Raw genomic sequence first — 21,952 nt, 5'->3', positions numbered from 1 at the left:
TTGCACGGAGCAAGCCGCCGCCGGTCATCCCCAACGAAAAGCCCGGCCGCGAGGCCGGGCTTTTTTCATCGCCGGCAGGACGAGAACACGCGCGGTGCGAACGAAGCCTGACGCCCACGGCCGCGCGGGTGCAGGGCATCCGCGCGACACCGCACACGCGACCCGAGCGCGGCCGAAGCTGCCGGGGCCTGCGCAGGCGTTGTATCGTGCCTCCTTCCCCGCTGAAGGACGCGAACGATGCTTCGAGCCATACCGGTCCTTTTCTTCTCGCTGCTGGCTGCAGCCGGCGCCAGCCAGGCAGCGGCCGTCACGCCGTCCGAGCAGCCGGCACTGCATGCACTGGCCAACGCCCCGAGCAAAGCGGAGCTGCGCGCGACGATCACCGCGCTGGTCGGTTTCGGCACCCGCCACACCCTGTCCGACACGAAGTCCGACAGTCGCGGCATCGGCGCCGCGCGGCGCTGGGTGAAGTCGCGCTTCGAGGCGATCTCGCGCGACTGCGGCGGCTGCATCGACGTGGTCACGCCGTCGCAGGTGTTCAGCGGCAAGCGCATCCCGCAGCCGACCGAGGTGATGGACGTGGTCGCGATCAAGCGCGGCAAGCGCGATCCGGACCGGGTGATCGTGATGACCGGCCACCTCGACTCGCGCGTCACCGACGTGATGAACGCCACCAGCGACGCGCCCGGCGCCAACGACGACGCTTCCGGCGTCGCCGCCCTGATCGAGGCGGCGCGACTGCTGTCGAAGCAGGACAACGACGCCACCCTGGTATTCGCCGCCCTGTCCGGCGAGGAGCAGGGCCTGTACGGCGGCAAGGTGCTGGCCGACTACGCGGTCGCGCACGGCTGGCAGGTCGAGGCCCAGCTCAACAACGACATCGTGGGCAACAGCCAGGGCCAGAACGGGGTGATCGACAACACCACAGTGAGGGTGTTCTCCGAGGGCACCAAGAGCAACGAGACGGCGGCCCAGGCGGACTACCGCCGCTACCACGGCGGCGAGGTGGATTCGCCCTCGCGCAACCTCGCCCGCTACATCGAACGCCTCGCCGACAACTACCTTCCCGACTTCCAGGTGCGCATGGTCTACCGCACCGACCGTTACGGCCGCGGCGGCGACCAGGTGCCGTTCCTCGAAGCGGGCTACCCCGCCGTGCGCGTCACCGAGGCGCACGAGAACTACACCCGGCAGCACCAGGACCTGCGCAGCGGACGTACCGATCAGGATCGGGGCGTGCACTACGGCGACACCATCGACGGCATCGACTTCCGCTACCTCGCCCGCGTCACCGCATTGAACGCCATCGCCATGGCCGCGCTGAGCCGCGCGCCGGCGCCGCCGACCGGCGTCGACAGCAAGGGCGCGCTGGCCACCGACACCACGCTCAGCTGGCACAAGGTGCCTGGTGCCGCCGGCTATCGCGTGCACTGGCGCGACACCACCGCGGCGCAATGGCAGCACGCGCGCGCAGTCGGCGACGTCGACCAGGCGGTGCTGCAGGACGTGGTGATCGACGACTGGTTCTTCGGCGTGTCGTCGGTCTCGGCCGACGGCTACGAGAGCCCGGTGGTGTTCCCCGGCTATGCCGGCAGCTTCGAGCGTTCGCCGGCAGCGGCATCGGGCAGCGCCGGGCGCTGAAATAACGCCGGCAGCGCCCGCTCAGTCCAACTGCACGCCCAGCAGGCCGAGCCGGTGCAGGCCGTCGGCGCTGGGTTGCAGCGCGCGGCTGCGCGGCAGCGGCCGCAACCAGCCGGCCTCGAGCATCGCCGCGGTCAGCGCCACGCCGAGCGGGCCGCCCAGGTGCATGCGCCGCTCGGTCCAGTCCAGGCAGCTGCGGCCGTACAGCCTGGCCACGTTCGGCAACGACAGTCCGCTGCCGGCCAGCGCATCGACGCCGGCCGGCAGCAGTTGCAGGCCGCGTGACCCGGTGTGCAGCCAGTCGCGTTGCAGCAACGTGGCGCAGAACGCCACGCCCAGCGCGCCGGCAAGGTGGCGATAGCAGCAACGGGCACGGCGCAGTTGCGCATCGCCCTTGGCCGGCAGCGCGTGCAGCGCCGGGGCGCGGGCCAGCGACAACGATTCCAGCATGGCCGCGACGCGCTCGTCGGCGAGCCGGTAGTAGCGATGCCGGCCCTGCGCCTGCAACGCCAGCAGGCCGCCGTCGAGCAGCCGGCGCAGGTGCGCGCTGGCGGTGGCCGGGCCGATCCCGGCCGTCTGCGCCAGCTCGCCCGCCGGCCGCGCGGTGCCGTCGACCAGAGCCAGCAGCATTGCCGCACGCGCCGGCTCGGCCAGCAGGCTGCCGAGTTCGGCCAGTTGATAGCGATTGAGCGGCGCGGCCTCGTCCATGCGTGCAGTCTAGCCAGCGCATGGCCCGGACGCTTCGCCGCGCGGCGAAACGACGGCTCAGTCGCGCTGGAACAGCGCCAGTTCGGGCCGGTGCAGGCTGAAACCCTGCACCCGGTTCACCCCCAGCGCCGCCAGCGCCTGCACGGTTTCCGCGTCGGCCACCCATTCGGCGACCACCTCCAGGCCGAGCCGGTGGCCGATGTCGGTGACTGCCCTGACCATCAGGTGGCTGACCGGGTCGGTAAGCATGTCGCGCACGAAACTGCCGTCGATCTTGATGATGTCCAGCGGCAGGTTCTTCAGATAGGTGAACGAGGACATGCCGGCGCCGAAATCGTCCAGCGCGATGCGGCAGCCCACTGCACGCAGCTGCTCCATGAAGCGCACCACCTGCGACAGGTTGCGCACCGCCACGGTCTCGGTGACCTCGAAGCACACCCGCGACGGCTCGACCCGGTAGCGCCGCAACAGCCCGATGATCAGGCCGGCGAGCTCCTCGTCCTCGACGCTGGCGCCGGACAGGTTGATCGCCACCATGCGCAGCACGCCGCCTGCCGGGTGCAGCTGGGCGAAATTCGCCAGCGTGGTCTCGATCACCCAGCGGTCGACCACCGGCATCAGGCCGTAGCGCTCGGCCGCCGGCATGAACACGCCGGGTACCACCAGTTGGCCGGATTCCTCGCGGAAGCGCAGCAGCATCTCGATGTCGGTATCGCCGCCGGCGGCCAGCGGCAGCGGCCAGATCTCCTGGTAGGTGAGCACCAGGCGATGCTCGTCGACCGCCCAGCGCAGGCGGTTCGCCCATTCCATCTCGCTGTGACGGCGCACCGTCTCGTCGTCGCGCTCCGAATAGAAATGCACGCGGTTGCGGCCGAGCTCCTTGGCCATGTAGCAGGCGGTGTCGGCCTGCGCCAGCAGGTCCTTCACCAGGATGCCGGGGCGGTCGATCATGACGCCGCCGATGCTGGCGCTGATGGTGTAGCTGCGCTGTTCCCAGAGGAATACATAGCCGTCGATGCAGCAGCGCACGCGCTCGGCGATCCGTTCGGCCTCCTCGCGATCGGCCACGCCGGTCACCAGCACGCCGAACTCGTCGCCGCCGAGCCGCGCGAGCATGTCGGTACCGCCCAACTGCTTGCGCATCACGATCGCCAGCTGGGCCAGCAGCTGGTCGCCGGCGAGGTGGCCGGAGGTGTCGTTGATCAGCTTGAACTGGTCGAGGTCGATGTACAGCAGCACGGCCGGCGGGGTACCGATGGTGGTCGCGGTCAGCGCGCCGTGCAGGCGGTGCTCGAACTCGCGCCGGTTGTACAGCTCGGTCAGCGCGTCGTGGCTGGCCTGGTGGCTCAGCAGCTCGGTCAGCTGGCGTTGCTCGCTGATGTCGCCGGCCACCATCAGCAGCTTGCCGCGACCGCTCAGCAGCACCCGCGAGATCGCCACGCTGGCCCAGAAGCGGACGCCTTCGCCGTTGTGCAGGGCCGCCTCGATCCGGCTGCAGCCGCGGGTATCGGCGTCCTGCAGCTGCGTGCGCAGATCCTGGTCCTCGAACAGGTCGGCCAGCTGCCGTTCGGTCACGTGCTCGCCGAGGCGGTCGCGCGAGGCCTGGTTCGCGTAGGTGATCTGCCCGCCATCGACCTCGGCCAGCAGCACCAGCGCCGGCAGCAATTCGTTCAACGCACGGAAGCGCTCCTCGCTCTCGCGAAAGCGGCGGCTCATCCGCCAGCCGAGCTCGAGCGCGCGCTGGCGGGTGCTCACGATGGAGTACACCAGCAACGCCAGCAACAGGCTCGCCAGCAGGCCGGCGGGCAAGGTGGACCGGCGCCAGTCGATCGCGAGCGCGCGGGAATCGCGCGGTTGCATCAACACGTTCCACACCCGGCCGCCATAGGCCAGCCGGCGCTCGAACCGGTAGCCGTCCGTCGCCGTCGCCACGCCCGGATCCGAGTCGAACAGCGGCAGCACGTGCCGGGCATCGGTGACGTCGCTGAGACGCAGGCGCAACTCGTGGGCCGCCTCGTCCGGCAAGGCATTGCCGATCAGGCGGCCCACCCGGAACGACACCGCGATCGAGCCGCGCATGCGTTGCCGCCGCTCCCCGACCGACTGCGGCGGATTCCCCGGACTGAATACCGGCAGCCGCAGCGTGATGCCGTCAGCCGCCCCGGCGATGGCCGGCTGCTGCACCGGCCGGAACGGCGCCGACAAGGTTGCCCGGTCGCTGTCGCGCGAAGCCAGCAGCCCGGCGAGATTGTTCGGCTGCGCGCCCACGTCGAGCCCGACCACCGCCTCGTTCCCCGCCATCGGCTCGACCCAGCGCGTCACGTAGCGCACGCCATCGGGGCCCGGTTCGCGCTGCGCATAGGCCAGCGCAAGCAGGCTGGGAAACTGTTCGCGGGGATGCAGATTGGTATAGAAGCTGTTGAACTCGGACGCAGTCACTTCATCCGAAGCGAGGAACAGGGTCTGCACCGCGCGCAGCAGCGACTCCGCCGAATGCAGCTTGCTCTGCAACCCGGCGTAGGTCTTGTTGGCCAGCTCGTCGCGGAGGAAGGTCCGTTCCGCCTCCTGCCGCTGTTTCTGCTGATGGTGCACGGCCAGTGCCAGTGCCAGTCCCGCGAGCAGGGCGAGCAGGCTCCACAGCCAAGCCGTCAGCCGCCACGACGAAGGCATCGGGATCGCGGGATCGGACTCGCCGCGACTGTCCGTCGCCGCCAGCGGATCAAACTCGTCGAAATCCTTGTTTCCTGGCAAGGGGCCCACCACGCGATACCGTGACCACGAATGGTACACAACTGCGTTGTGGTTGCACCGTCACATCCGTCACGATGCCCGTCGGCAGAACTCAACGCCGTTCGCGCGGCTTCGCCCGGTGGGTCGGCGTGGCGGTCCACGGGTCGTCCGGCCATGGGTGGCGCGGGTAGCGGCCCTTCAGTTCCTTCTTCACTTCCGGGTAGGTGCGTTCCCAGAAGCCCTTCAGGTCCTGGGTCACCTGGATCGGCCGGCCCGCCGGCGACAACAGGTGCAGGGTGACCGGGATGCGCCCGCCGCCGATGCGCGGCGTGTCGGCCAGGCCGAACAGTTCCTGCAGCTTCACCGCCAGCACCGGCGGCTCGCCTTCGGCGTACTCGAGCCGGCGGCTCTGCCCGCTCGGCACGAGCAGGCTTTCCGGCGCCTGCGCGTCGAGCGTGCGGCGCTGTTCGTAGTCGAAGCGCGACGCCAGCGCCTGCGACAGCTCCTCCGCACCCAGCGCGTCGAAGCGGTGCTTGCCGTCGAGGTACGGCGCCAGCCAATCCTCCAGCGAGGCGAGCAGCGCCGGCTCGGAAACATCCGGCAAGCCCAGCTCGGGCATCCACGCGCGCAGCGCCTGCATGCGCGCGCGCAGCCGCCGCGCATGGTCGCTCCACGGCAACGCGTCGAGGCCACGGGCGCGCACGGCGGCCAGCAGGGTCGGCAGCGCATCGGCGGGCTTCACCGGCACGCTGCGGCGCTCCAGCACGATCGCGCCGAAACGCCGTTCGTCGAACGCCTCGGCGGCGGCGCGTTCGTCGTTCCAGCGCAGCGTGCGTTCGCGCGAGAACTGCGCGGGATAGTCGCGTTCGAGCACGCGCGGATCGAGCGGCGCCGCGGCCAGGATCAGGCTGTCGCGCGCCTCGAAGCGCAGGTCCAGCGCGACCAGCCACGGCTCGCCCAGCAGCGCGGTGTTCTCGTGCAGGCGTGCACCGCGGCCGTTGGCCAGCGTGTAGCGCAGCGGGTTCGCCTCGTCGCGGCGCGCGATGCGGTCGGGAAAGGCGTGCAGCAGCAGATCGCCGACCGCGTGGCTGTCCGGCGTGCCGCTGGCGGCGCCGCGCACGTCCAGGCGACGACGCCAGCGCATCGACGCCTGCTCGATCGCGGCCAGCGCACCGGCGTCGGCGCCATGGCTGCGGCGATCGCGCCAGGCGTGCAACGCAGCCACGCGTTCGCGGAAGTCGTCGCTGCGGCCCCGCTCGCCGCGCAGCGGCGAACGCGCCTCCATCAAAGCCAGCAGGTCGGCGACCAGCGCGTGCAGCTCCGGCGGCGCGCGCAAGGCGGCGGCACCGAGCCGCGGCGTGGCGCCCAGTTCCAGCATGCGCCGGCCCAGCGCGGTGATGCGGCCGTCGGCGTCCAGCGCGGCAAGCTCCAGCAGCAGTTCGCGCGCCTGCGCCAGCGCGCCGGGCGGCGGCGGGTCCAGCCACGGCAGCCCGGCGCTGCTGCTCGCCGTGACGCCCCAGGCGGCCAGTTCCAGCGCCAGGCCCGACAGCTCCGCCTGCATGATCTCGGCCGTGCGTGCCGGCTCCAGCCGCCGGCCCTGCGCCCACAGCCGGTACGCCGTGCCCTCGGCCACGCGGCCGGCGCGGCCGGCGCGCTGGTCAGCCGAAGCCTGCGAGATGGCCACCGTCTCCAGCCGGGTGAAGCCGGAGTTCGGATCGAAGCGCGGTTCGCGCGCGAGCCCGCTGTCGATCACCGCGCGGATGCCCGGCGCCGTGACGCTGGACTCGGCCACGTTGGTGGCCAGCACGATCCTGCGCACGCCCGGCTCGGCCGGCGCCAGCGCGGCCTGCTGTTCGGCCAGCGACAGCTCGCCGTGCAGCGCGACGACTTCAATACGCGCGCTTTCCCCTCTCCCGGAGGGAGAGGGGAGCACCTGGCCAAGCACCGCCTGCGCCCGTGCGATCTCGCGCCGGCCGGGCAGGAACGCCAGCACGTCGCCGTCGTTCTCTTCCAGCGCCTGCCGCGCGACGCGAGCCAGCTGGTGTTCGAGGGTTTCCTGCGCGCGCGCCGGGGGATATTCGACGCGCACCGGGAAGCTGCGGCCCGGACTGCTGAGGCGCGGCGCATCCAGCCACGCCGCGATGCGCTCGCCATCCAGCGTGGCCGACATCAGCAGCAGGCGCAGCTCCGGCCGCAGCGTGGCCTGCACGTCCAGCGCCAGCGCGGCGCCGAGGTCGCCGGCGAGATGGCGTTCGTGGAACTCGTCGAACACGATCGCGCCGATGCCGGCCAGCTCCGGGTCGTGCTGGATCAGGCGGGTGAGGATGCCTTCGGTGACCACCTCGATGCGCGTCGCCGCGCTCACCTTCGACTCGAAGCGGATGCGGTAGCCGACGGTCTGCCCGACCGCTTCGCCGAGTTGCTGCGCCATGAACTGCGCGGCGGCGCGCGCGGCGATCCGGCGCGGCTCCAGCATCACGATCTTCTGTCCGGCCAGCCACGCCGCGTCGAGCAGGGCGAGCGGCACCTGGGTGGTCTTGCCGGCGCCCGGCGGTGCCTCCAGCACCAGCCGCGGCTGTGCCGCCAGCGCCGCACGGATCTGCGGCAGCAGCGGGGTGATCGGGAACGGGGGCGGCGCACTGCTCATCGCGCGCATGATAGCGGGCGCCGCCGTGCGCCCGCCCCCGATCGATCAGAACATCACTTGGGCTTCGCGCCGGCAGCGGCCGGTGCGCGCAGCGGCTCCAGCGATTCGAACTTGCTCTGGTAGTCGTCGGTGATCTGCTTCGCGTCCGCGCCGCCGCGGATCACCCGCGGCGTGATCAGCACGATCAGCTCGGTGCGGTTGCGGCTGCGGTTGGTACTGCCGAACAGCCGGCCCAGCACCGGGATGCGGTTGAGCCCCGGGATGCCGGTGTCGGTGTTGCCCTCGGCCTGCTGGATCAGGCCGCCCAGCAGCACGGTCTGGCCGCTCTGCACGGCGACCTGGGTGGCCAGCTTGCGTTGCGAGATGGCCGGGTTGCCGTTGACCAGCGGCACCGACTTGTCGGCCTGGCTGACTTCCTGGCTGATGTTCATGTAGACCAGGCCGCCGGGATTGATCCGCGGCTGCACGTTGAGGATCACGCCGGTGCTCAGATAGTTGACCTGGCTGTAGCTGGTGGGCGTGCCGATGCCGGTGTTCACGCTGGTCTGGTTGATCGGGATCTGGTTGCCGACCGCGATGCTGGCCACCTGGTTGTTCATCACCACCATCGACGGCGCCGACAGCGTCTTGGTGTTGCCGCTGGTCTCCATCGCGCGCACGGCGACCTGCAGGTCGCTGTTGAGGAAGGAGTAGAAGAACGGTTCGCCGCCGAACGCGTTGCCGCCCTGGCCCAGGCCGAGCTGGCGATGCCGGTACGGCTGGCCTAGCTGGAACGTGCCGTCCGACGTGCTGCCGGTGCTGCCGGTCAGTCCTTCCAGGTACCACTGCACGCCGAACTGGAATTCGCCGGTGAGGTTGACCTCGAGGATGCGCGTCTCGATCTGCACCTGCAGCGGCACGTTGTCGAGCTTGTTGATCGCGCCCTTGATCTCCTCCCACTGCGACGGGCGCGCGCGCACCAGCAACTGGTTGCTGCCGTCGACCGAGCTGATCCGCACGCTGCCGTCGCTGGAGCTGTACTGCTGCTCGCTGGCCGCGCCGTTGCCGCCGCCGGCCGGGTTGCTGCCGAAAGCGGTCGAGCTGCTGCCGAAACCGCCGGCCGCATTACCGCCGTCGCGACCGCCGGTGGCGCCGAGGCCGCTGCTGCCCATGCCAGAGTTGACCTGGCCGCCGCCGCGCGAGACATCGGCCGGGTTACCGAAGCTGCCGGCGGTGCTGCCCATGCTGGTCGCGCCGGCGTTTTCGGCGCTGCCCAGGGTAGCCCCGGCCAGGCCCGGCCCGACCTGGCCGCCGTTGTCGCCGCCGCTGCCGGCGCCGTTGGTGTAGATCTGCGCCAGGTACCTGGCCAGGTCCGACGCCTTGATGTTGCGCACGTCGTAGACGAACAGCTGCGGCTCGTTGCCGCCGCCGCGGTCGATGCGGGCGATCCAGTCGCCGACTTCCTGCAGGTAGTCGGGCTGGGTGCTGATCACCACCAGCGCGTTGGTGCGCTCGATCGGGATGAAACGCAGCATGCCGGCCAGCGGGGTGTTGCCCTGCGGGCCGAACATGCCGTCCAGCTTCGGCATCAGCTCGCCCACGTTCGCGTACTGCAGGTTGAACACGCCCACCGACATGCCGCGCAGCCAGTCGACGTCGAACGTGCGCACCATGCTCTGGTAGTTGGCCAGTTCCTGCGGCGTGCCGGACATCACCAGCAGGTTGCGCGCCGGATCCACCAGCAAGGTGGCGTCCGGCCGCGCGAACGGCTTGATCAGCTTCTGCATCTCGGTGGCGGAGATGTAATGCAGCGGGAACAGCCGCGCCTGCAGGCCGCCCTGCGGCGCGGCGGCGCCCAGGCTGGGCACCAGGTTGCCGGCCACCGCATCCTTCTGCGGCATCACCACGTAGCCGCCGTCGCGGCGCACCAGCGCGTTGCCGGTCCACGCCAGCAGGGTCTCCAGGATCGGCAGCGCCTGACTCGAATCGACCGGTTCGGAAGTGGAGAACGAGATGTTGCCCTGCACGCCGGGCACGATCGTGTAGTTCTGCTTGAGCAGGTCGCCGAGGATCGCCTTGACCACCGCCTGCACCGGCTGGTTCTCGAAGTTGAACGTCACCGCACCGTTGCCGCTGGCCGCCGGCCGCGGCGTGGCCAGCGCGCCGGGGCGGATGAACTGGCCGCTGCCGTGGCTGACCTCGGCGGTCGCCGCGGTTGCACTGCGGCTGCCGCCGTCGCTGTTCAGCGGCAGCGGCGCCGGCACCGGGTTTTTCGTGCCGGCCATCGCCTCGCGCTGCAGTGCGCCGTCGTCGTGCGGCTGCGGCAGGCTGGCGCAACCGGCCAGGCCCACGACGAGGGCGAGCGTGGCGGTGCGCAGGATTTGCTGGGTGAGCGTGCGGGACATGGATCAACGTACTCCTTCGTGGGCCGCGGCGGCACGGGCGGCCCGACGTTTCTGGATGTTTTTGCGCAGCCGCTCGGCGGCCGATTCCCCGGCAGGCTGCGGCGAGGCCGCCGGGGCGGGACGCATCGGCACGATCGTGGCGCGGCCGGAGCCGGCGCGCTCACCCGCCGGCGGCGCCCCGGCATCGCCTGGCGCGACCTGCATCGCCGCCTCGCCGGCCGGCTGGCCGCGCGCGTCCGGCCCGGCCCGCGGCTGATCGATCGGCGCGCCGGCCGGCAGCTTCAGTTCGGTGCGTCCCGCCGGCGAGTCGAACAGCGCCGAGCGCGGGCGCAGCTCGACCAGCTTCACGCTGCCGTCGGGCAGCGCCTCGCCTTCGCGCAGGCGCACCTGCTTGTCGCCGTTGCGGTCGTGCAGCAAGGCCATGCGCAGGCCGGGGGTGAGGATGATGCCGGTCAGTTCGAGATCGCCGAGATTGCTGCCGCCGTCGGCGGCGCGCGCGACGGGCTTGCGGTCGGGGCTGAACAACGGCTTCTGCCAGACCAGCGCGAACTGCTGCAACGGCACCGGCTGCGGCAGGTTGGCGGGATTGCCGGCCGGCGGCAGCGGCGCCAGCGGTCGCGGTTCGTCCCACTGTGCGCCGCGGCCGATGCCGGCCAGCAGCAACAGCAGCACGGCCCCCAGCACCACCACGAGCGCGATCAGCAGCGGGGTCAGCTGACGCTGATTGGCGGCGTTCATGGCGCGGCTCCCGCGGCGTCGGGCGAACGGCTGGACGGCGCCGGCGCATTGCGCGCCGGGCGCACATAGCCGGACAGGGTGAACTGCACCTCCAGCGGTGCGGCGCTGTCCTGCTGCGCGGCGACCGGGTTGCGGTAGATGCTGAGATCGTCGACGAACAGATACGGCGTACCCTGCTCCAGTGCCTGCAGCACCGCCGCCAGCGGCTCGACGTCGCAGCTCAGGCTGATGCTCACCGCCGCCTTGCGATACGGCTCGCCGGCGGTGGCCGGCGGGTTCGGCAACGGCATCTTCTGGCTCACCACGCAACGCCCGCCCGTGGTGTTGCCGGCGACCACGTCGACCACGCGCTGCATCAGGTCCGCCGCGGCGGTGTTCGGATCGTCGGCGGCGAGGAACGCGCTGCTGGCGGCCTGGCCGGCGCCGAGCGCGGCGATGCGCCGCTGCAGCGCCGGCTTCTCGGCGATCGCGGCGGCGTAGCGGCTGTGCGTGTCGCGCAGGTCGGCCATCTCGCTGCGCACCTGCTGCAACGGCGCCACGAACCACCAGTGCAGCAGCGTGAAGTAGGCCAGCAGCAGCGCCAGCAGCAACAGGAGGATCGCCGCGATGCGGCTGTCGCGCGGACTCAGGGCGGTCATCTTCATGGCGCACTCCCGCCGGTTGCCGGGGTCGCTGCCGGCGGCTTCGGCTGGTTCACGCGCGCGGTCAGGTAGAAACGCTCCTTGCCGGTGGTCGGGTCGGGCTGGATGCTGCCCTGGAAACTGGCGTCGGTGATCAGTTTCGAATCCTTCAGCGCGTCGAGCAGTTTCGCCGCCTGCTGGCTCTGCCCCTGGAAGCCGAGCTGGCCGGTGTTGTCGACGCTGAAGCGTTCCAGCCACGCGCTGTCCGGCAGCCGCGCGGTGACGTCCTGCAGCAGGCTGAGCATGGCTACCGTGTTCTTCTTGCGCTGGGCCAGGAAGCCGGCCGCACCGGCGTTGTCCTGCAGCTGCTGGCGCAGCGCGGCCACCTGCTGTGCCTCGCCGCGCATCGCCTCGACCTCGGCCTGCATCTGCGCCAGCGCCACCTGCCGGTTGTGCAGCCACTCGCCCAGCACCAGGGCCAGCAACAGCACGCACGCGGCCGCCAGGATCAGGTTCAGCCGGCGGCGCGGACGCGCGCGATGCGGCACCTGCTCCGGCGGCAGCAGGTTGACGCCGAGACGGCCGTCGCCCACCGCCAGGTCCACCGCGTCGACCTCGATGTCCTGCGCGCGCAGGCGCGCCAGCAAGGGATCCAGCGCGTCGCGGGTGACCACCACCAGTTCCGCGTTGAAGCGCCCGGGCGCGGCGGGCGTGCCCAGCTCGCGCACGGCGTAATGCACCTGCGCCACGCCGAACGGGGTCTGCCGGTCCATCTCGAAACCGGCCACCTGCAGCAGGTTATCGCGCGCGGCCAGCGGCAGCGCCAGCGTGCGCCGCAGCACCACCGCGGGCGGCAGCAGCAGCGCCAGCCGCAGGTCCTCGCGATCCACGCGCTGCAAGGCGGCGTTCAGCGCGACCGGCAGGACGCGCACGCCATCGGCGGCCATGTCGGCGCCGTCGTCCCAGTTCGCCAGCACGTCGCCGTGGCCGCTGCGGCGCAGGCTCCACTGCGCGCCGGCGTGCTGCAGCAGATGCCAGTCCGCGCCGCTGCCGAACCAGCCGCGCCAGCGCGGCGGCAGCATGCCGCGCAGCTCGCTGCCCCACCAGCCGAGGAATCCCGGCAACGGCGAAGCACGCCAGCCGCGGCGTACACGATCCACCCACGGCTGCAGCGACTGCGTTGCCGTACTCATTCTGCCTCCCCCTCCTGCCAGCGCAGCACGGTATACGGTTGCACCTGCCCCGCCTGCAGGCGAATCGTGGCGCGCAGGACCGCACGCGTGCCGTCGGCCAGCGTAGCCTCGGACCGGATACTATGCGTCGTTCCGTTGTTCAGAACCAGCCGCGGATCGTTCGCGTTCCGCTGCCGCGCCGCCTCGACCATCTTGCGCTGCTCCGGCGTCATCCCCGGGATCGCGGCCAGCGCCAGCGGCGGCGCGGTGTTCGGATCCGGGCTGGCACCACCTGCCCAGATCGTCACCGCCGGCGCCACCTGCCGGTACAGCGCCGGCGTCATGCCCAGCACCATCTGCAATTCCTCGATGCTGGCGAACGGGCCGTTGCGCGGGCCGTAGTCGCGCCCGTCCGCCACGTAGGCGGCACGCTGGCTGGCGGCCTCCCCTTCGAGGCCGACCGGGTTGCGCCAGTCGACCACGCGGTCGGCCAGGGCCTGTGCCTTGTCCGGCTTCAGCCCGGCGGCCTGGAACAGGCCAAGCAGCACGTCGGGCGAAGCGGCGTTGAGGTCGACCTTGCCGCCTTCGTCGATCGCACGCACGCTGACCGTGGCGCCATCGTAGCGGAACGTGTAGGCCCGGCCGTCGCCGACCCAGCGCTGCTCCGGCTGCGGGCTCTGCAAGCCGTAGACGGCGCGCATCAGGCCGGCCTCGGCGGCGTAATGCGCCTGGGTCTGGGCGAACTGGTAGCGTGCCTGCAGGCCTTCGGTGCGCGCCAGCGCGGCGTAGCCGCCGAGCAGGATCGCCAGCAGCGTGCACGCCCACAGCACCAGCAGCAGGGCGACCCCGCGCTGGCTGGCCGACGACCGCCGCGGTGCGCGCTTCATCGCAGGCTCCCGCCGCGCAGGCCCAGTTGCGGCAGGCCGGCCTGCGCCGGATTCACCCGCAGCGGCACGTCCAGTTGCGGCCAGTCCACCGTGTCCGGCACCTGCAGTTCGACGCGCACCAGCTGCGGCAGCAGGCGGCCATCGGCCCATATCGGCGACCACGGCAGCGCCGCGCCCTGCCGATCGACGCCGCGATAGTGGAAGCCGCCGGCCTTGATGTGGTCGAGCAGCACCTGCGGCTCGCCCAGCGGCTGCGGCGGCTGGCCGTCCGGCGGCAGCAGGGCCAGGCTCAACTCCAGCCGCAGCCCGCCATGGCCGTCGTCGACCAGTCGCAACCGCTGCAGCTGCGGACCCAGCTTGCCGAGGTAACCGGGCAGCGGCGCCACGTAACGCATCTCGCGCGCGCTGCCCTCGAAATAAACCGGCTCGCCATGATCGGTATGGCCGATCGGCTGGGTCAGGCTTTGCGCCAGTTCACGGCGCAGGAACTGCTGGGCCGAACGCACCTGGTCGATCCGCTCGATCGCCGCGGTGCCCGAGCGCACGCTGTGGGTGGCGGTGCGGATGCCCGAGTACACCCCGACCAGCAGCAACGCCAGCAGCACCAGCGCGGCCAGCACTTCCAGCAAGGTGAAGCCAGCGACGCGTTTCACGGGGACGCCTGCGCATTGCCGGCAAGCACCGGCCCACCCAGCCGCAACGTGCGGAAGTGCGCCGAACGCGGATGCGCCGACGGCCCCCACGACACGGCAAGGTCCAACTGATACAGCTGCAGCGCCGCGCCCGGCAACGCCGGCCCGGCCTGGTTCCACGGGGTCACGTCGAGTTGCCAGCGGTACTGCGGATCGAAGCGGCCGGAGCGGCTGCCCGGTCTGACCGGCTCGCCCACGAACGCGCTGTCGAGCAGGCTGCGCGCCCACATCGCCGCCTCGCTGTGTTCGGCCGCGTTGTGGGTCAGGTTGATCGAGGCGCCGGCCACCTTCATCAGCGCGGTGAACGCGATCGCCAGCAGCATGATCGCGGCGATCACTTCGAGCAGGCTGAAGCCGCCTTGATGCCGGGAATGGGGAATCCCGGCTTTCATCGCTGCGCCACCGCATCGACCACGCGCACTTCGCCGGTCAGCCACGACACGTTGACGTGCCACTCGCGCCGGCCGCTCTGCAGCGTGATGCGCCCGCCGGTGGAACTGCCGTCGGGGAAGAAGCGGATGCGCCCGGTATGGTCGTTCGGCTGATCTTCCTTGGCGCTGGTGATGCTCACGCGCAGGCCTTTCGGCAGGCGCATGCCCTGCCGCTTCGCGCCGTCGTAGCTGTTCGCGCGGGTGTCCACGTCGAAGTGCTGTTCCTCGCCGCGCACGATCGCCTGCGCGCGGGTGGCCCGCAACGCGCCGGCCAGCTCGCTGCTGGCCGCGCGCACGCGGGCACTGGCCAGGCCCTGGGTTACCGAGACCGACACCGCTGCCGCCGCGATCCCGATCAACAGGATCACTGCCAGCATTTCCAGCAGGGTGAAGCCGTTGGCGCGCGAGACTCTCACATGCTTACTGCCAGTTACCCACGTCCTTGCTGTAGCCGTCGCCGCCCGGCTTGCCGTCCTGGCCGTAGAAGATCAGGTCGAAGCCGCCGTGCTGGCCCGGATACTGGTAGCCGAACGCGTGGCCCCACGGGTCCTTCAGGTCGGACGCCTTCGCGTACGGGCCCTGCCAGTTCGGCGCATTCGCCGGCTTCACCGCCAGCCCTTCCAGTTGCTGCGGCGGCGCGCCGTTGTCCAGCGCGTAGTTCTCGATCTTCTGGCTCAAGGTCATCAGCTGCGCCTTGCCGGCGCCGTACTTGCCCTTGTCGACGTTCTTGCCGACCTGGGTCACCACCACCGCGCCGATGATGCCGATCAGCACGATCACCGCGAGCATTTCGAGCAGGGTGAAGCCTGCGGCGCGCGATGCGCGCCGCAGGCCGGGAGTCGGGATTCGGGAGTCGGGATTAGTGAAAGCGGACGGCCGGCGCTGGCGCACCCTGCCGAACCCCGCATCCCGACTCCCGAATCCCGTCATCTGTTCAGTCATGACTATCTCCACGTTTCATTGAATGTTGCTGGTCAGGCTGAGCAGCGGCAGCAGGATCGCGGCCATGATGATCGCCACCAGCACGGTCATCACGATGGTCAGCGCCGGTACCAGCGCGGCCAGCAGGCGGTCGATCGCGCGTTTGGACTCGAGCTCGAACGTGTCGGCGACCTTCAGCAGCATGGTGTCGAGCTGGCCGGCTTCCTCGCCGACCTGCACCATCTGCATCGCCAGCCGCGGGAACAGTTTCGACTGGCCCAGCGCCAGGCTCAGGCCCGCGCCGCCCTTGACCTGTTCGTGCGCCGCGTCCAGCGCCGCGTCCAGCGCGCGGTTGCCGGTGACCTGGCGCGCGATGCTCAACGCGCTGAGCAACGGTACGCCGTTCTTCAGCAAGGTGCCCAGCGTGCGCGCGATGCGCGCGGTCTCCACCTTCAGCAGCAGCGGGCCGACCAGGCGCAGCCGCAGCAGGCGGGCGTGCCAGGCCAGCCGCGCCGCCGGGTCGCGCAGCCGCGCGCGCCAGGCGAACAGGCCGCCGCCGAGCAGCAGCAGGATCAGCCACCACCAGGATTGCAGCGCGTTGCCGAGCGCCAGCACCGCGGCGGTGATCCACGGGATCGGCACCTGCATGTCCTCGAAGATCGGCACGAACTGCGGCACCACGTAGGCCAGCAGCAGCACCAGCGAGCCGAGCACGCCGACCAGCAGGAACGCCGGATAGATCAGCGCGTTGACGATGCTGCCGCGCAGCTGCTGCGCGCGCTCCAGATAATCGGCCAGCCGGCGCAGCGTTTCTTCCAGCGAACCGCCCGCCTCGCCGGCGCGCACCAGGCTGACGTACAGCTTGGGGAACACGCCATGTTCCTCGTCCAGCGCCGACGACAGGCTGTTGCCGCCGCGCACGCGATCGCGCACGCGCTCGACCAGCTTCTTCGCGTGCTCGCCCTCGGGCAGTTCGAGCAGGATGCCGAGCGCGCGGTCCAGCGGCTGGCCGGCGCCAAGCAGGGTCGCCAGCTGATGGGTGAACTGGGCCAGCTGGTCGCCACTGAACGGACCGCGCCTGAACAGCGCGGCGAGGCCGCTGCCGCCGCCGGCGCCATCGGCCGGCAGGGCTTCCAGCGGCGTGTGGCCCTGGTCCTGCAGGCGGCCGATCACTTCCTCGACACTGGCGGCCTCCATCTGGCCCTGCAGCGTCTCGCCGGCATCGTTGACCGCCTTGTAGCGGAACTGCGCCATCTCAGCCTTCCTGCGTGACGCGCAGGACCTCTTCGAGCGTGGTGATGCCGGCCACGGCCTTGGCGATGCCGTCCTCGTACATCGTGCGCATGCCTTCGGCGCGCGCCTGCCGCTCGATCTCGCCTTCGCTGGCGCGCTGCATCAGCAGCCGGCGCAGCGGATCGCTCATGGTGAGGAACTCCATGATCGCGCGACGGCCGCGATAGCCACTGGGATTGGCCGCGCTGCTGCCCGGCTTCCACAGGCGGATCGGGCGCTCGTCGGTGTACTTCTCCAACTCGAATTGCGCGATCACCTCCGGCAGCGCTTCGTACGGAATCGCCGTTTCCGGGTCGAGCCGGCGCACCAGCCGCTGCGCCAGGATGCCATTGATGGTGGAGCCGAGCAGGTAGTCCTCCACGCCCATGTCGAGCAGGCGCGTGATGCCGCCGGCCGCCGAGTTGGTATGCAGCGTGGACAACACCAGATGGCCGGTGAGCGCCGACTGGATCGCGATGCGGCAGGTCTCCAGATCGCGCATCTCGCCGATCATGATCACGTCCGGGTCCTGGCGCATGATCGAGCGCAGCGCGCCGGAGAAATCCAGACCGATCTGCGGCTTCACCTGGATCTGGTTGATGCCTTCGAGCTGGTATTCGACCGGATCCTCGACGGTGATGATCTTCACGTCGTTGGTATTGATCCGCGACAGCGCGGTGTACAGCGTGGTGGTCTTGCCCGAACCGGTGGGGCCGGTCACCAGCAGGATGCCATGCGGCTTTTCCAGCACGTCGACGAAGCGCTGCTGGAAGCTGTCGGTGAAGCCGAGCGAGGCAAAGTCGAACACCACCGACTCGCGGTCGAGGATGCGCATCACCACCGACTCGCCGAAACTGGTGGGCACGGTCGACACGCGCAGGTCGAGCTCCTTGCCCTGCACGCGCAGCTGGATGCGGCCGTCCTGCGGCAAACGACGCTCGGCGATATTCAAACGCGCCATGATCTTCACGCGCGAGATCACCGCGGCGGTGGACGACGACGGCGGCGCTTCCACTTCATGCAGCACGCCGTCGATGCGGTAGCGCACCTTCAGGCGGTTCTCGAACGGCTCGATGTGAACGTCCGACGCACGCTGCTCGACTGCGCGCTGCAGGATGAGATTCACCAGCCGGATGACCGGCGCCTCGGACGCCAGGTCGCGCAGGTGCTCGACGTCGTCCTCTTCCGCCGCGCTGCCGTCGAGGTTCTCCACGATGGTGCCCATCGCCGAACGGCCGCTGCCGTAATAGCGTTCGATCAGGCCGTCGATTTCCGAGCGCAGCCCGACCCGCAACGCCACGGGTCGACCGGCGGCGAGTTCGACCGCCTGCAGCGGATACGGATCGGCCGGATCGGCCACGATCAACGCCAATCCGTGCTCGTCGTCCTGCACCGGCACCACGTGCTGCTGCTTCAGGAAGCGCAGCGATACATCGAGGTCGGCCGGCGGCAGTTCCGGCGCGTCGCGCGCCGCCAGCAGCGGCACCTGCAGCAAATCGGCCCAGGCCTCGGCCAGGTCGCGTTCGGACACCAGCCCGAGCCGTGCCATCAAGGTGGTCAGCGTGCCCTCGGCCGATTCCTCGTGCAGGCGGCGGGCGCGACCCAGGTCGCTGTCCTTCAGGCGGCCGCGCGCGACCAGCCACGCGCAGACTTCCGCCTCGCGATCGTTCACGGCCATGCCCGCCCCGCTGACCGCCGGCTCAATGGCTGCCGACATCCTCCACCCCGCTCGATACCTGCAAAAGTCGCCGACGTCTCCTGCTGCAAAACGGCGATCGTCATTGTTATCACATACGCCAACCGGCAAGCGAGCATCATCCGCCGCCATATCCTGCCCGTTCATGCAGCCCGCTTGCCGGGAACGCCCATTGTGACGGCTGCACCCGGCCTCATGGGCGTCCGCGGCCTAGGAAAATTTCCCGGTCCGCGGCGGGTGTGATGCGGCTAGCGCAAGTTGTTCCGACGACATCGCAGCGCCGCCTCCCGGGCCCGAAGCCGTGGCCTGCGCCTGCCGGGGTCTGGGACAATGCCGGTCTTCGATGACCGGTCACCCACCATGCAACTGCTCGACATCGGCGCCAACCTCACCCACGAGTCGTTCCATCACGATCTCGATGCCGTGCTGCAGCGTGCGCACGCGCAGGGCGTGACGCGAATGGTGGTGACCGGTGCGTCGCGCGACGGCAGCGAGCATGCGCTGGCGCTGGCGAAGGCGCATCCCGGCACGCTGTTCGCCACCGCCGGCGTGCACCCGCACCACGCGATCGACTACGACGACGCCACCGATGCAACGCTGCGCGAACTGGCGCGGGATCCTGCGGTACGAGCGGTCGGCGAGACCGGACTGGACTACAACCGCAACTATTCGCCGCGCGACGTGCAGCTGCAGGTGTTCGAACGCCAGCTGCGGATCGCGGCCGACCTGCAGATGCCGCTGTTCCTGCACCAGCGCGACGCGCACACGGACTTCGTCGCGCTGCTCAGGCGCTATCGCGACAAGGTACCCGGCGCGGTGGTGCACTGTTTCACCGATACCGGCGGGGCGCTGCGCGACTACCTGGCGCTGGATTGCCATATCGGCATCACCGGCTGGATCTGCGACGAACGCCGCGGCACCCATCTGCGCGAACTGGTGCGCACGGTTCCGGCGAACCGGCTGTTGATCGAGACCGACGCGCCCTACCTGCTGCCACGCACGGTACGGCCGCCACCGGCGCACCGGCGCAACGAGCCGATGTACCTGAAGCACATCTGCGAGGAGATCGCGCGCGACCGCGGCGAGAGCGCGGAAACCACCGCGGCGAACAGCACGGCGACGGCCGAGGCGTTCTTCGGCTTGGCGCCCGTTCCGTAGGGCGCGTCCCTACCGCAAGAGCACGCGCGTCTCACCCGGCGCCAGGCCGTCCAGCGCGTATTCGCCGATACGCACGCGGATCAGCCGCAGGGTCGGGAAACCGGCCGCCGCGGTCATCCGGCGAACCTGGCGGTTGCGGCCTTCGCGCAGGGTCAGGCTGAGCCAGCTGGTGGGAATGGCCTTGCGGAAACGCACCGGCGGATCGCGTGGCCACAGCCAGTCAGGTTCGCTGGCGAACTCGGCTTCGGCCGGCAGGGTCGGCCCGTCGTTCAACATCACGCCGCGGCGCAAGGCCTGCAGTGCCGCCGCATCGATCGTACCGTCGACCTGCGCCAGGTAGGTCTTGGCCTGCTTGTGGCGCGGGTCGGTGAGCCGGTGCGCCAGCCGGCCGTCGTCGGTCAGCAGCAGCAGTCCCTCGCTGTCGTGGTCCAGCCGTCCAGCCGCATAGACGTCTTTTTGCCCGACGAAATCCGCCAGCGTGGCGCGGCCGCGATCGTCGGTGAACTGGCACAGCACGCCGTACGGCTTGTTCAGCGCAATCAGCACGGCGTGCGTCGGGTCAGGGGGTCGAAGCCGCTGCCGGCACCACGGGTTTGACGAAGCGCAGGGTCATCCGGTCGGACTCGCCGATCGCCAGGTACTTCGCCCGATCCTGTTCGCCCAGGGTAAGCGTGGGAGGCAGCGTCCACACGCCCTTCGGGTAATCCTTGGTGTCCTTCGGGTTCGCGTTGATCTCGCTGCTTTCGTCCAGCGTGAAACCCGCCTCGGTGGCCAGCTTCACCACGTAGCCGGTGGGCAGGTAGCCGCTGCGCTTCACCGCTTCCAGCGAGGCGCTGTCGTCGGCGCGGTGGTCGACCACGCCGAGTACGCCGCCGGGCTTGAGCACGGCGAAGAACGCCTTGAACATCGCCGGCGCGGTGCCGGCCATCACCCAGTTGTGCACGTTGCGGAAGGTCAGCACCATGTCGGCCGAAGCCGGCGCGCCGAACACCGGCGCCTTCGGATCGAACTGCACGATGCGGGCGTTGCCGTAGTGCGCTGCGTCGGCGGCGAATTTCCTGCGCAGGGCGCTGTCGTCGTCGCGGGCCTCGCTGTCGGCGGCGGGCGCCTTCTCCGCCGCGACATAGTGGCCGTTGTCATGCAGCAGCGGCGCCAGGATCTCGGCATACCAGCCGCCGCCGGGGGTGATCTCGATCACCGTGCGGTCCGGACGCACGCCGAAGAACTGCAAGGTGGCCTTGGGGTGGCGGTACACGTCGCGGGCGCGGTTCGCCTGCGAGCGCCAGCTGCCGGCCAGCACGCTGTCCAGCTGCGAGGCGGTGAAATCGCTGGCGCTGGTGGGGGGCACCAGCACGTCGGCCGGCTGGTCCGGCTCGGCCGACGCGGCCTGCGCCACTTGCGCGCCGGCCACCGCGGGCAGGCCCAGGCAGGCCGCCAGCAGCAGTGCCGCGACCAGGCGTGGCGTACCCATCCTTGTCACTCGTGTCCCGCGGTTCATCGATGACTCCTTGGCACGTTGGCCGTCCGGATTTGACGCAATATCACGAAAATCATGTGCAGACTGGGTAGATGGCTCAAAACGGCCGCGGGCACACCGATTGCAGGCCGTCGATATGTTCGTGCAGGTCCGGCGCGATGCCCTGCCACATCGGGTCGAGGATGAAGTCGATGCCTTCGTAGCGGGCCAGCTTCGCGGCCGGGATGAAATCCGCGTCGCCGGCGATCAGGATGATCTGGTCGACCAGCTTCTTGTAGGTCAGCGCGGCGATGTCGATGCCGATCTTCATGTCGACCTGGGTCTGCCGCATGTCCGGCTCGAAATGTTCGTCGCCCAGATCGTCCCAGTGCAGGCTGCCGTCGCGCAACTGCTGGTAGGCGTTGCGCTTCAACTGCCACTCGCCGCGCTCGGCCAGCCGGCCCAGCCGCAGCGCCATCTTGCGCTGGCGGCGCAGCTGGTCGTGCAGCTCGCGGCGGAACGCGGCGGCGCCGGTGCGGCCGAAGTCGATGCTGTCGCCGCTGATCGGCTTGACGAAGCTCTTTTCCAGCGGCGGGCAATCGTAGAAGAAGATGCGGTACAGCTGCTCGCGCGGCCGGTCGACCGCCTTCAGATGCTCCAGCGCCATGCTGAACACGGTCTTCGCCACCGCGCGCGCGTCGCCGGCATCACGCTCGCCGTACACCTTGCGGTAGCGGGCAAGAAAAAAGGCGCCGTCGACGAGGATGGCGGTGCGATTCATGAAGTGACCTTGGCGAAT

The 21,952-nt window shown here is 70.3% G+C and carries 19 protein-coding genes; 2 read left to right on the top strand and 17 right to left on the bottom strand.

The window, feature by feature from the left end; translation table 11 throughout:
- The first annotated feature begins 237 nt into the window (after positions 1–237).
- A complete protein-coding gene (locus KK131_RS09795) occupies positions 238–1,641 on the top strand; it encodes a M20/M25/M40 family metallo-hydrolase (protein ID WP_214556455.1) in 1,404 nt (467 codons plus the stop codon).
- A gap of 21 nt (positions 1,642–1,662) precedes the next feature.
- Here KK131_RS09795 and KK131_RS09790 read toward each other — a convergent pair whose 3' ends face one another.
- From KK131_RS09790 to gspE, 14 genes are all read right to left on the bottom strand, one after another.
- Entirely contained in the window at positions 1,663–2,349 is a 687-nt protein-coding gene (locus KK131_RS09790; protein ID WP_214556454.1) for a helix-turn-helix transcriptional regulator, read from the bottom strand.
- A 57-nt stretch (positions 2,350–2,406) separates the two neighbouring features.
- Positions 2,407–5,019, bottom strand: coding sequence for an EAL domain-containing protein (locus KK131_RS09785; RefSeq protein ID WP_250887421.1), 2,613 nt, complete (start codon positions 5,017–5,019; stop codon positions 2,407–2,409).
- 172 nt (positions 5,020–5,191) lie between these two features.
- Positions 5,192–7,726: an ATP-dependent helicase HrpB gene (gene hrpB / locus KK131_RS09780; protein ID WP_214556705.1), complete on the bottom strand. Its 2,535-nt coding sequence runs from the start codon at positions 7,724–7,726 to the stop codon at positions 5,192–5,194.
- Between the two features lie 53 nt (positions 7,727–7,779).
- Positions 7,780–10,110 (bottom strand): type II secretion system secretin GspD, encoded by a 2,331-nt coding sequence (gene gspD / locus KK131_RS09775; protein ID WP_214556452.1) that lies wholly within the window; start codon positions 10,108–10,110, stop codon positions 7,780–7,782.
- A gap of 3 nt (positions 10,111–10,113) precedes the next feature.
- Positions 10,114–10,848 (bottom strand): general secretion pathway protein GspN, encoded by a 735-nt coding sequence (locus KK131_RS09770; RefSeq protein ID WP_214556451.1) that lies wholly within the window; start codon positions 10,846–10,848, stop codon positions 10,114–10,116.
- On the bottom strand, positions 10,845–11,492 hold the full coding sequence (gene gspM, locus KK131_RS09765) for a type II secretion system protein GspM (protein ID WP_214556450.1): 648 nt from the start codon (positions 11,490–11,492) through the stop codon (positions 10,845–10,847). The genes KK131_RS09770 and gspM overlap by 4 nt, the downstream gene beginning before the upstream one ends.
- The gene (locus tag KK131_RS09760) at positions 11,489–12,661 is read right to left on the bottom strand and encodes a PilN domain-containing protein (protein WP_214556449.1); all 1,173 of its coding nucleotides are present in this window, start codon (positions 12,659–12,661) and stop codon (positions 11,489–11,491) included. Before KK131_RS09760 ends, gspM begins: the two co-directional genes overlap by 4 nt.
- Positions 12,658–13,527 (bottom strand): type II secretion system protein GspK, encoded by an 870-nt coding sequence (locus tag KK131_RS09755; protein WP_214556448.1) that lies wholly within the window; start codon positions 13,525–13,527, stop codon positions 12,658–12,660. Before KK131_RS09755 ends, KK131_RS09760 begins: the two co-directional genes overlap by 4 nt.
- Entirely contained in the window at positions 13,524–14,180 is a 657-nt protein-coding gene (locus tag KK131_RS09750) for a prepilin-type N-terminal cleavage/methylation domain-containing protein (RefSeq protein ID WP_214556447.1), read from the bottom strand. Before KK131_RS09750 ends, KK131_RS09755 begins: the two co-directional genes overlap by 4 nt.
- Entirely contained in the window at positions 14,177–14,611 is a 435-nt protein-coding gene (locus KK131_RS09745) for a prepilin-type N-terminal cleavage/methylation domain-containing protein (RefSeq protein WP_214556446.1), read from the bottom strand. The genes KK131_RS09750 and KK131_RS09745 overlap by 4 nt, the downstream gene beginning before the upstream one ends.
- Positions 14,608–15,066, bottom strand: coding sequence for a GspH/FimT family pseudopilin (locus tag KK131_RS09740; protein ID WP_214556445.1), 459 nt, complete (start codon positions 15,064–15,066; stop codon positions 14,608–14,610). Before KK131_RS09740 ends, KK131_RS09745 begins: the two co-directional genes overlap by 4 nt.
- Before the next feature lie 4 nt (positions 15,067–15,070).
- A complete protein-coding gene (gene gspG, locus KK131_RS09735) occupies positions 15,071–15,496 on the bottom strand; it encodes a type II secretion system major pseudopilin GspG (RefSeq protein WP_214556704.1) in 426 nt (141 codons plus the stop codon).
- Between the two features lie 111 nt (positions 15,497–15,607).
- Positions 15,608–16,825 (bottom strand): type II secretion system inner membrane protein GspF, encoded by a 1,218-nt coding sequence (gspF, locus tag KK131_RS09730; RefSeq protein ID WP_214556444.1) that lies wholly within the window; start codon positions 16,823–16,825, stop codon positions 15,608–15,610.
- A gap of 1 nt (position 16,826) precedes the next feature.
- Positions 16,827–18,521, bottom strand: a complete 1,695-nt coding sequence (gene gspE / locus KK131_RS09725; RefSeq protein ID WP_214556443.1) for a type II secretion system ATPase GspE — start codon at positions 18,519–18,521, stop codon at positions 16,827–16,829.
- Positions 18,522–18,899: 378 nt separating this feature from the next.
- On the opposite strand from gspE, the gene KK131_RS09720 reads away from it, so the two are divergent.
- A complete protein-coding gene (locus KK131_RS09720) occupies positions 18,900–19,697 on the top strand; it encodes a TatD family hydrolase (RefSeq protein WP_214556442.1) in 798 nt (265 codons plus the stop codon).
- 9 nt (positions 19,698–19,706) lie between these two features.
- Here KK131_RS09720 and KK131_RS09715 read toward each other — a convergent pair whose 3' ends face one another.
- The 3 genes from KK131_RS09715 to KK131_RS09705 form a co-directional block, all read right to left on the bottom strand.
- Positions 19,707–20,243: a pseudouridine synthase gene (locus KK131_RS09715; protein ID WP_214556441.1), complete on the bottom strand. Its 537-nt coding sequence runs from the start codon at positions 20,241–20,243 to the stop codon at positions 19,707–19,709.
- 13 nt (positions 20,244–20,256) lie between these two features.
- Entirely contained in the window at positions 20,257–21,168 is a 912-nt protein-coding gene (locus KK131_RS09710) for a methyltransferase (protein ID WP_250887395.1), read from the bottom strand.
- Positions 21,169–21,271: 103 nt separating this feature from the next.
- Complete coding sequence (locus KK131_RS09705; protein ID WP_214556439.1) at positions 21,272–21,934, bottom strand: NYN domain-containing protein; 663 nt, start codon at positions 21,932–21,934, stop codon at positions 21,272–21,274.
- Between the last annotated feature and the right edge of the window lie 18 nt (positions 21,935–21,952).

The sequence above is a fragment of the Rhodanobacter sp. LX-99 genome, assembly GCF_018599185.1.
Classification (GTDB): domain Bacteria; phylum Pseudomonadota; class Gammaproteobacteria; order Xanthomonadales; family Rhodanobacteraceae; genus Rhodanobacter.
This window is presented reverse-complemented; position numbering and strand designations above follow the sequence as displayed.

Excerpts from the sequence above, each read along its gene's own strand:
- gspM (WP_214556450.1), bottom strand. The coding sequence starts at position 11,492 with ATGAAGATGACCGCCCTGAGTCCGCGCGACAGCCGCATCGCGGCGATC.
- KK131_RS09760 (WP_214556449.1), bottom strand. The coding sequence starts at position 12,661 with ATGAGTACGGCAACGCAGTCGCTGCAGCCGTGGGTGGATCGTGTACGC.
- KK131_RS09795 (WP_214556455.1), top strand. The coding sequence starts at position 238 with ATGCTTCGAGCCATACCGGTCCTTTTCTTCTCGCTGCTGGCTGCAGCC.
- KK131_RS09710 (WP_250887395.1), bottom strand. The coding sequence starts at position 21,168 with ATGGGTACGCCACGCCTGGTCGCGGCACTGCTGCTGGCGGCCTGCCTG.
- hrpB (WP_214556705.1), bottom strand. The coding sequence starts at position 7,726 with ATGAGCAGTGCGCCGCCCCCGTTCCCGATCACCCCGCTGCTGCCGCAG.
- gspE (WP_214556443.1), bottom strand. The coding sequence starts at position 18,521 with ATGGCCGTGAACGATCGCGAGGCGGAAGTCTGCGCGTGGCTGGTCGCG.
- KK131_RS09755 (WP_214556448.1), bottom strand. The coding sequence starts at position 13,527 with ATGAAGCGCGCACCGCGGCGGTCGTCGGCCAGCCAGCGCGGGGTCGCC.
- gspD (WP_214556452.1), bottom strand. The coding sequence starts at position 10,110 with ATGTCCCGCACGCTCACCCAGCAAATCCTGCGCACCGCCACGCTCGCC.
- KK131_RS09745 (WP_214556446.1), bottom strand. The coding sequence starts at position 14,611 with ATGAAAGCCGGGATTCCCCATTCCCGGCATCAAGGCGGCTTCAGCCTG.
- KK131_RS09790 (WP_214556454.1), bottom strand. The coding sequence starts at position 2,349 with ATGGACGAGGCCGCGCCGCTCAATCGCTATCAACTGGCCGAACTCGGC.
- KK131_RS09785 (WP_250887421.1), bottom strand. The coding sequence starts at position 5,019 with ATGCCTTCGTCGTGGCGGCTGACGGCTTGGCTGTGGAGCCTGCTCGCC.
- KK131_RS09720 (WP_214556442.1), top strand. The coding sequence starts at position 18,900 with ATGCAACTGCTCGACATCGGCGCCAACCTCACCCACGAGTCGTTCCAT.
- gspF (WP_214556444.1), bottom strand. The coding sequence starts at position 16,825 with ATGGCGCAGTTCCGCTACAAGGCGGTCAACGATGCCGGCGAGACGCTG.
- KK131_RS09770 (WP_214556451.1), bottom strand. The coding sequence starts at position 10,848 with ATGAACGCCGCCAATCAGCGTCAGCTGACCCCGCTGCTGATCGCGCTC.
- KK131_RS09705 (WP_214556439.1), bottom strand. The coding sequence starts at position 21,934 with ATGAATCGCACCGCCATCCTCGTCGACGGCGCCTTTTTTCTTGCCCGC.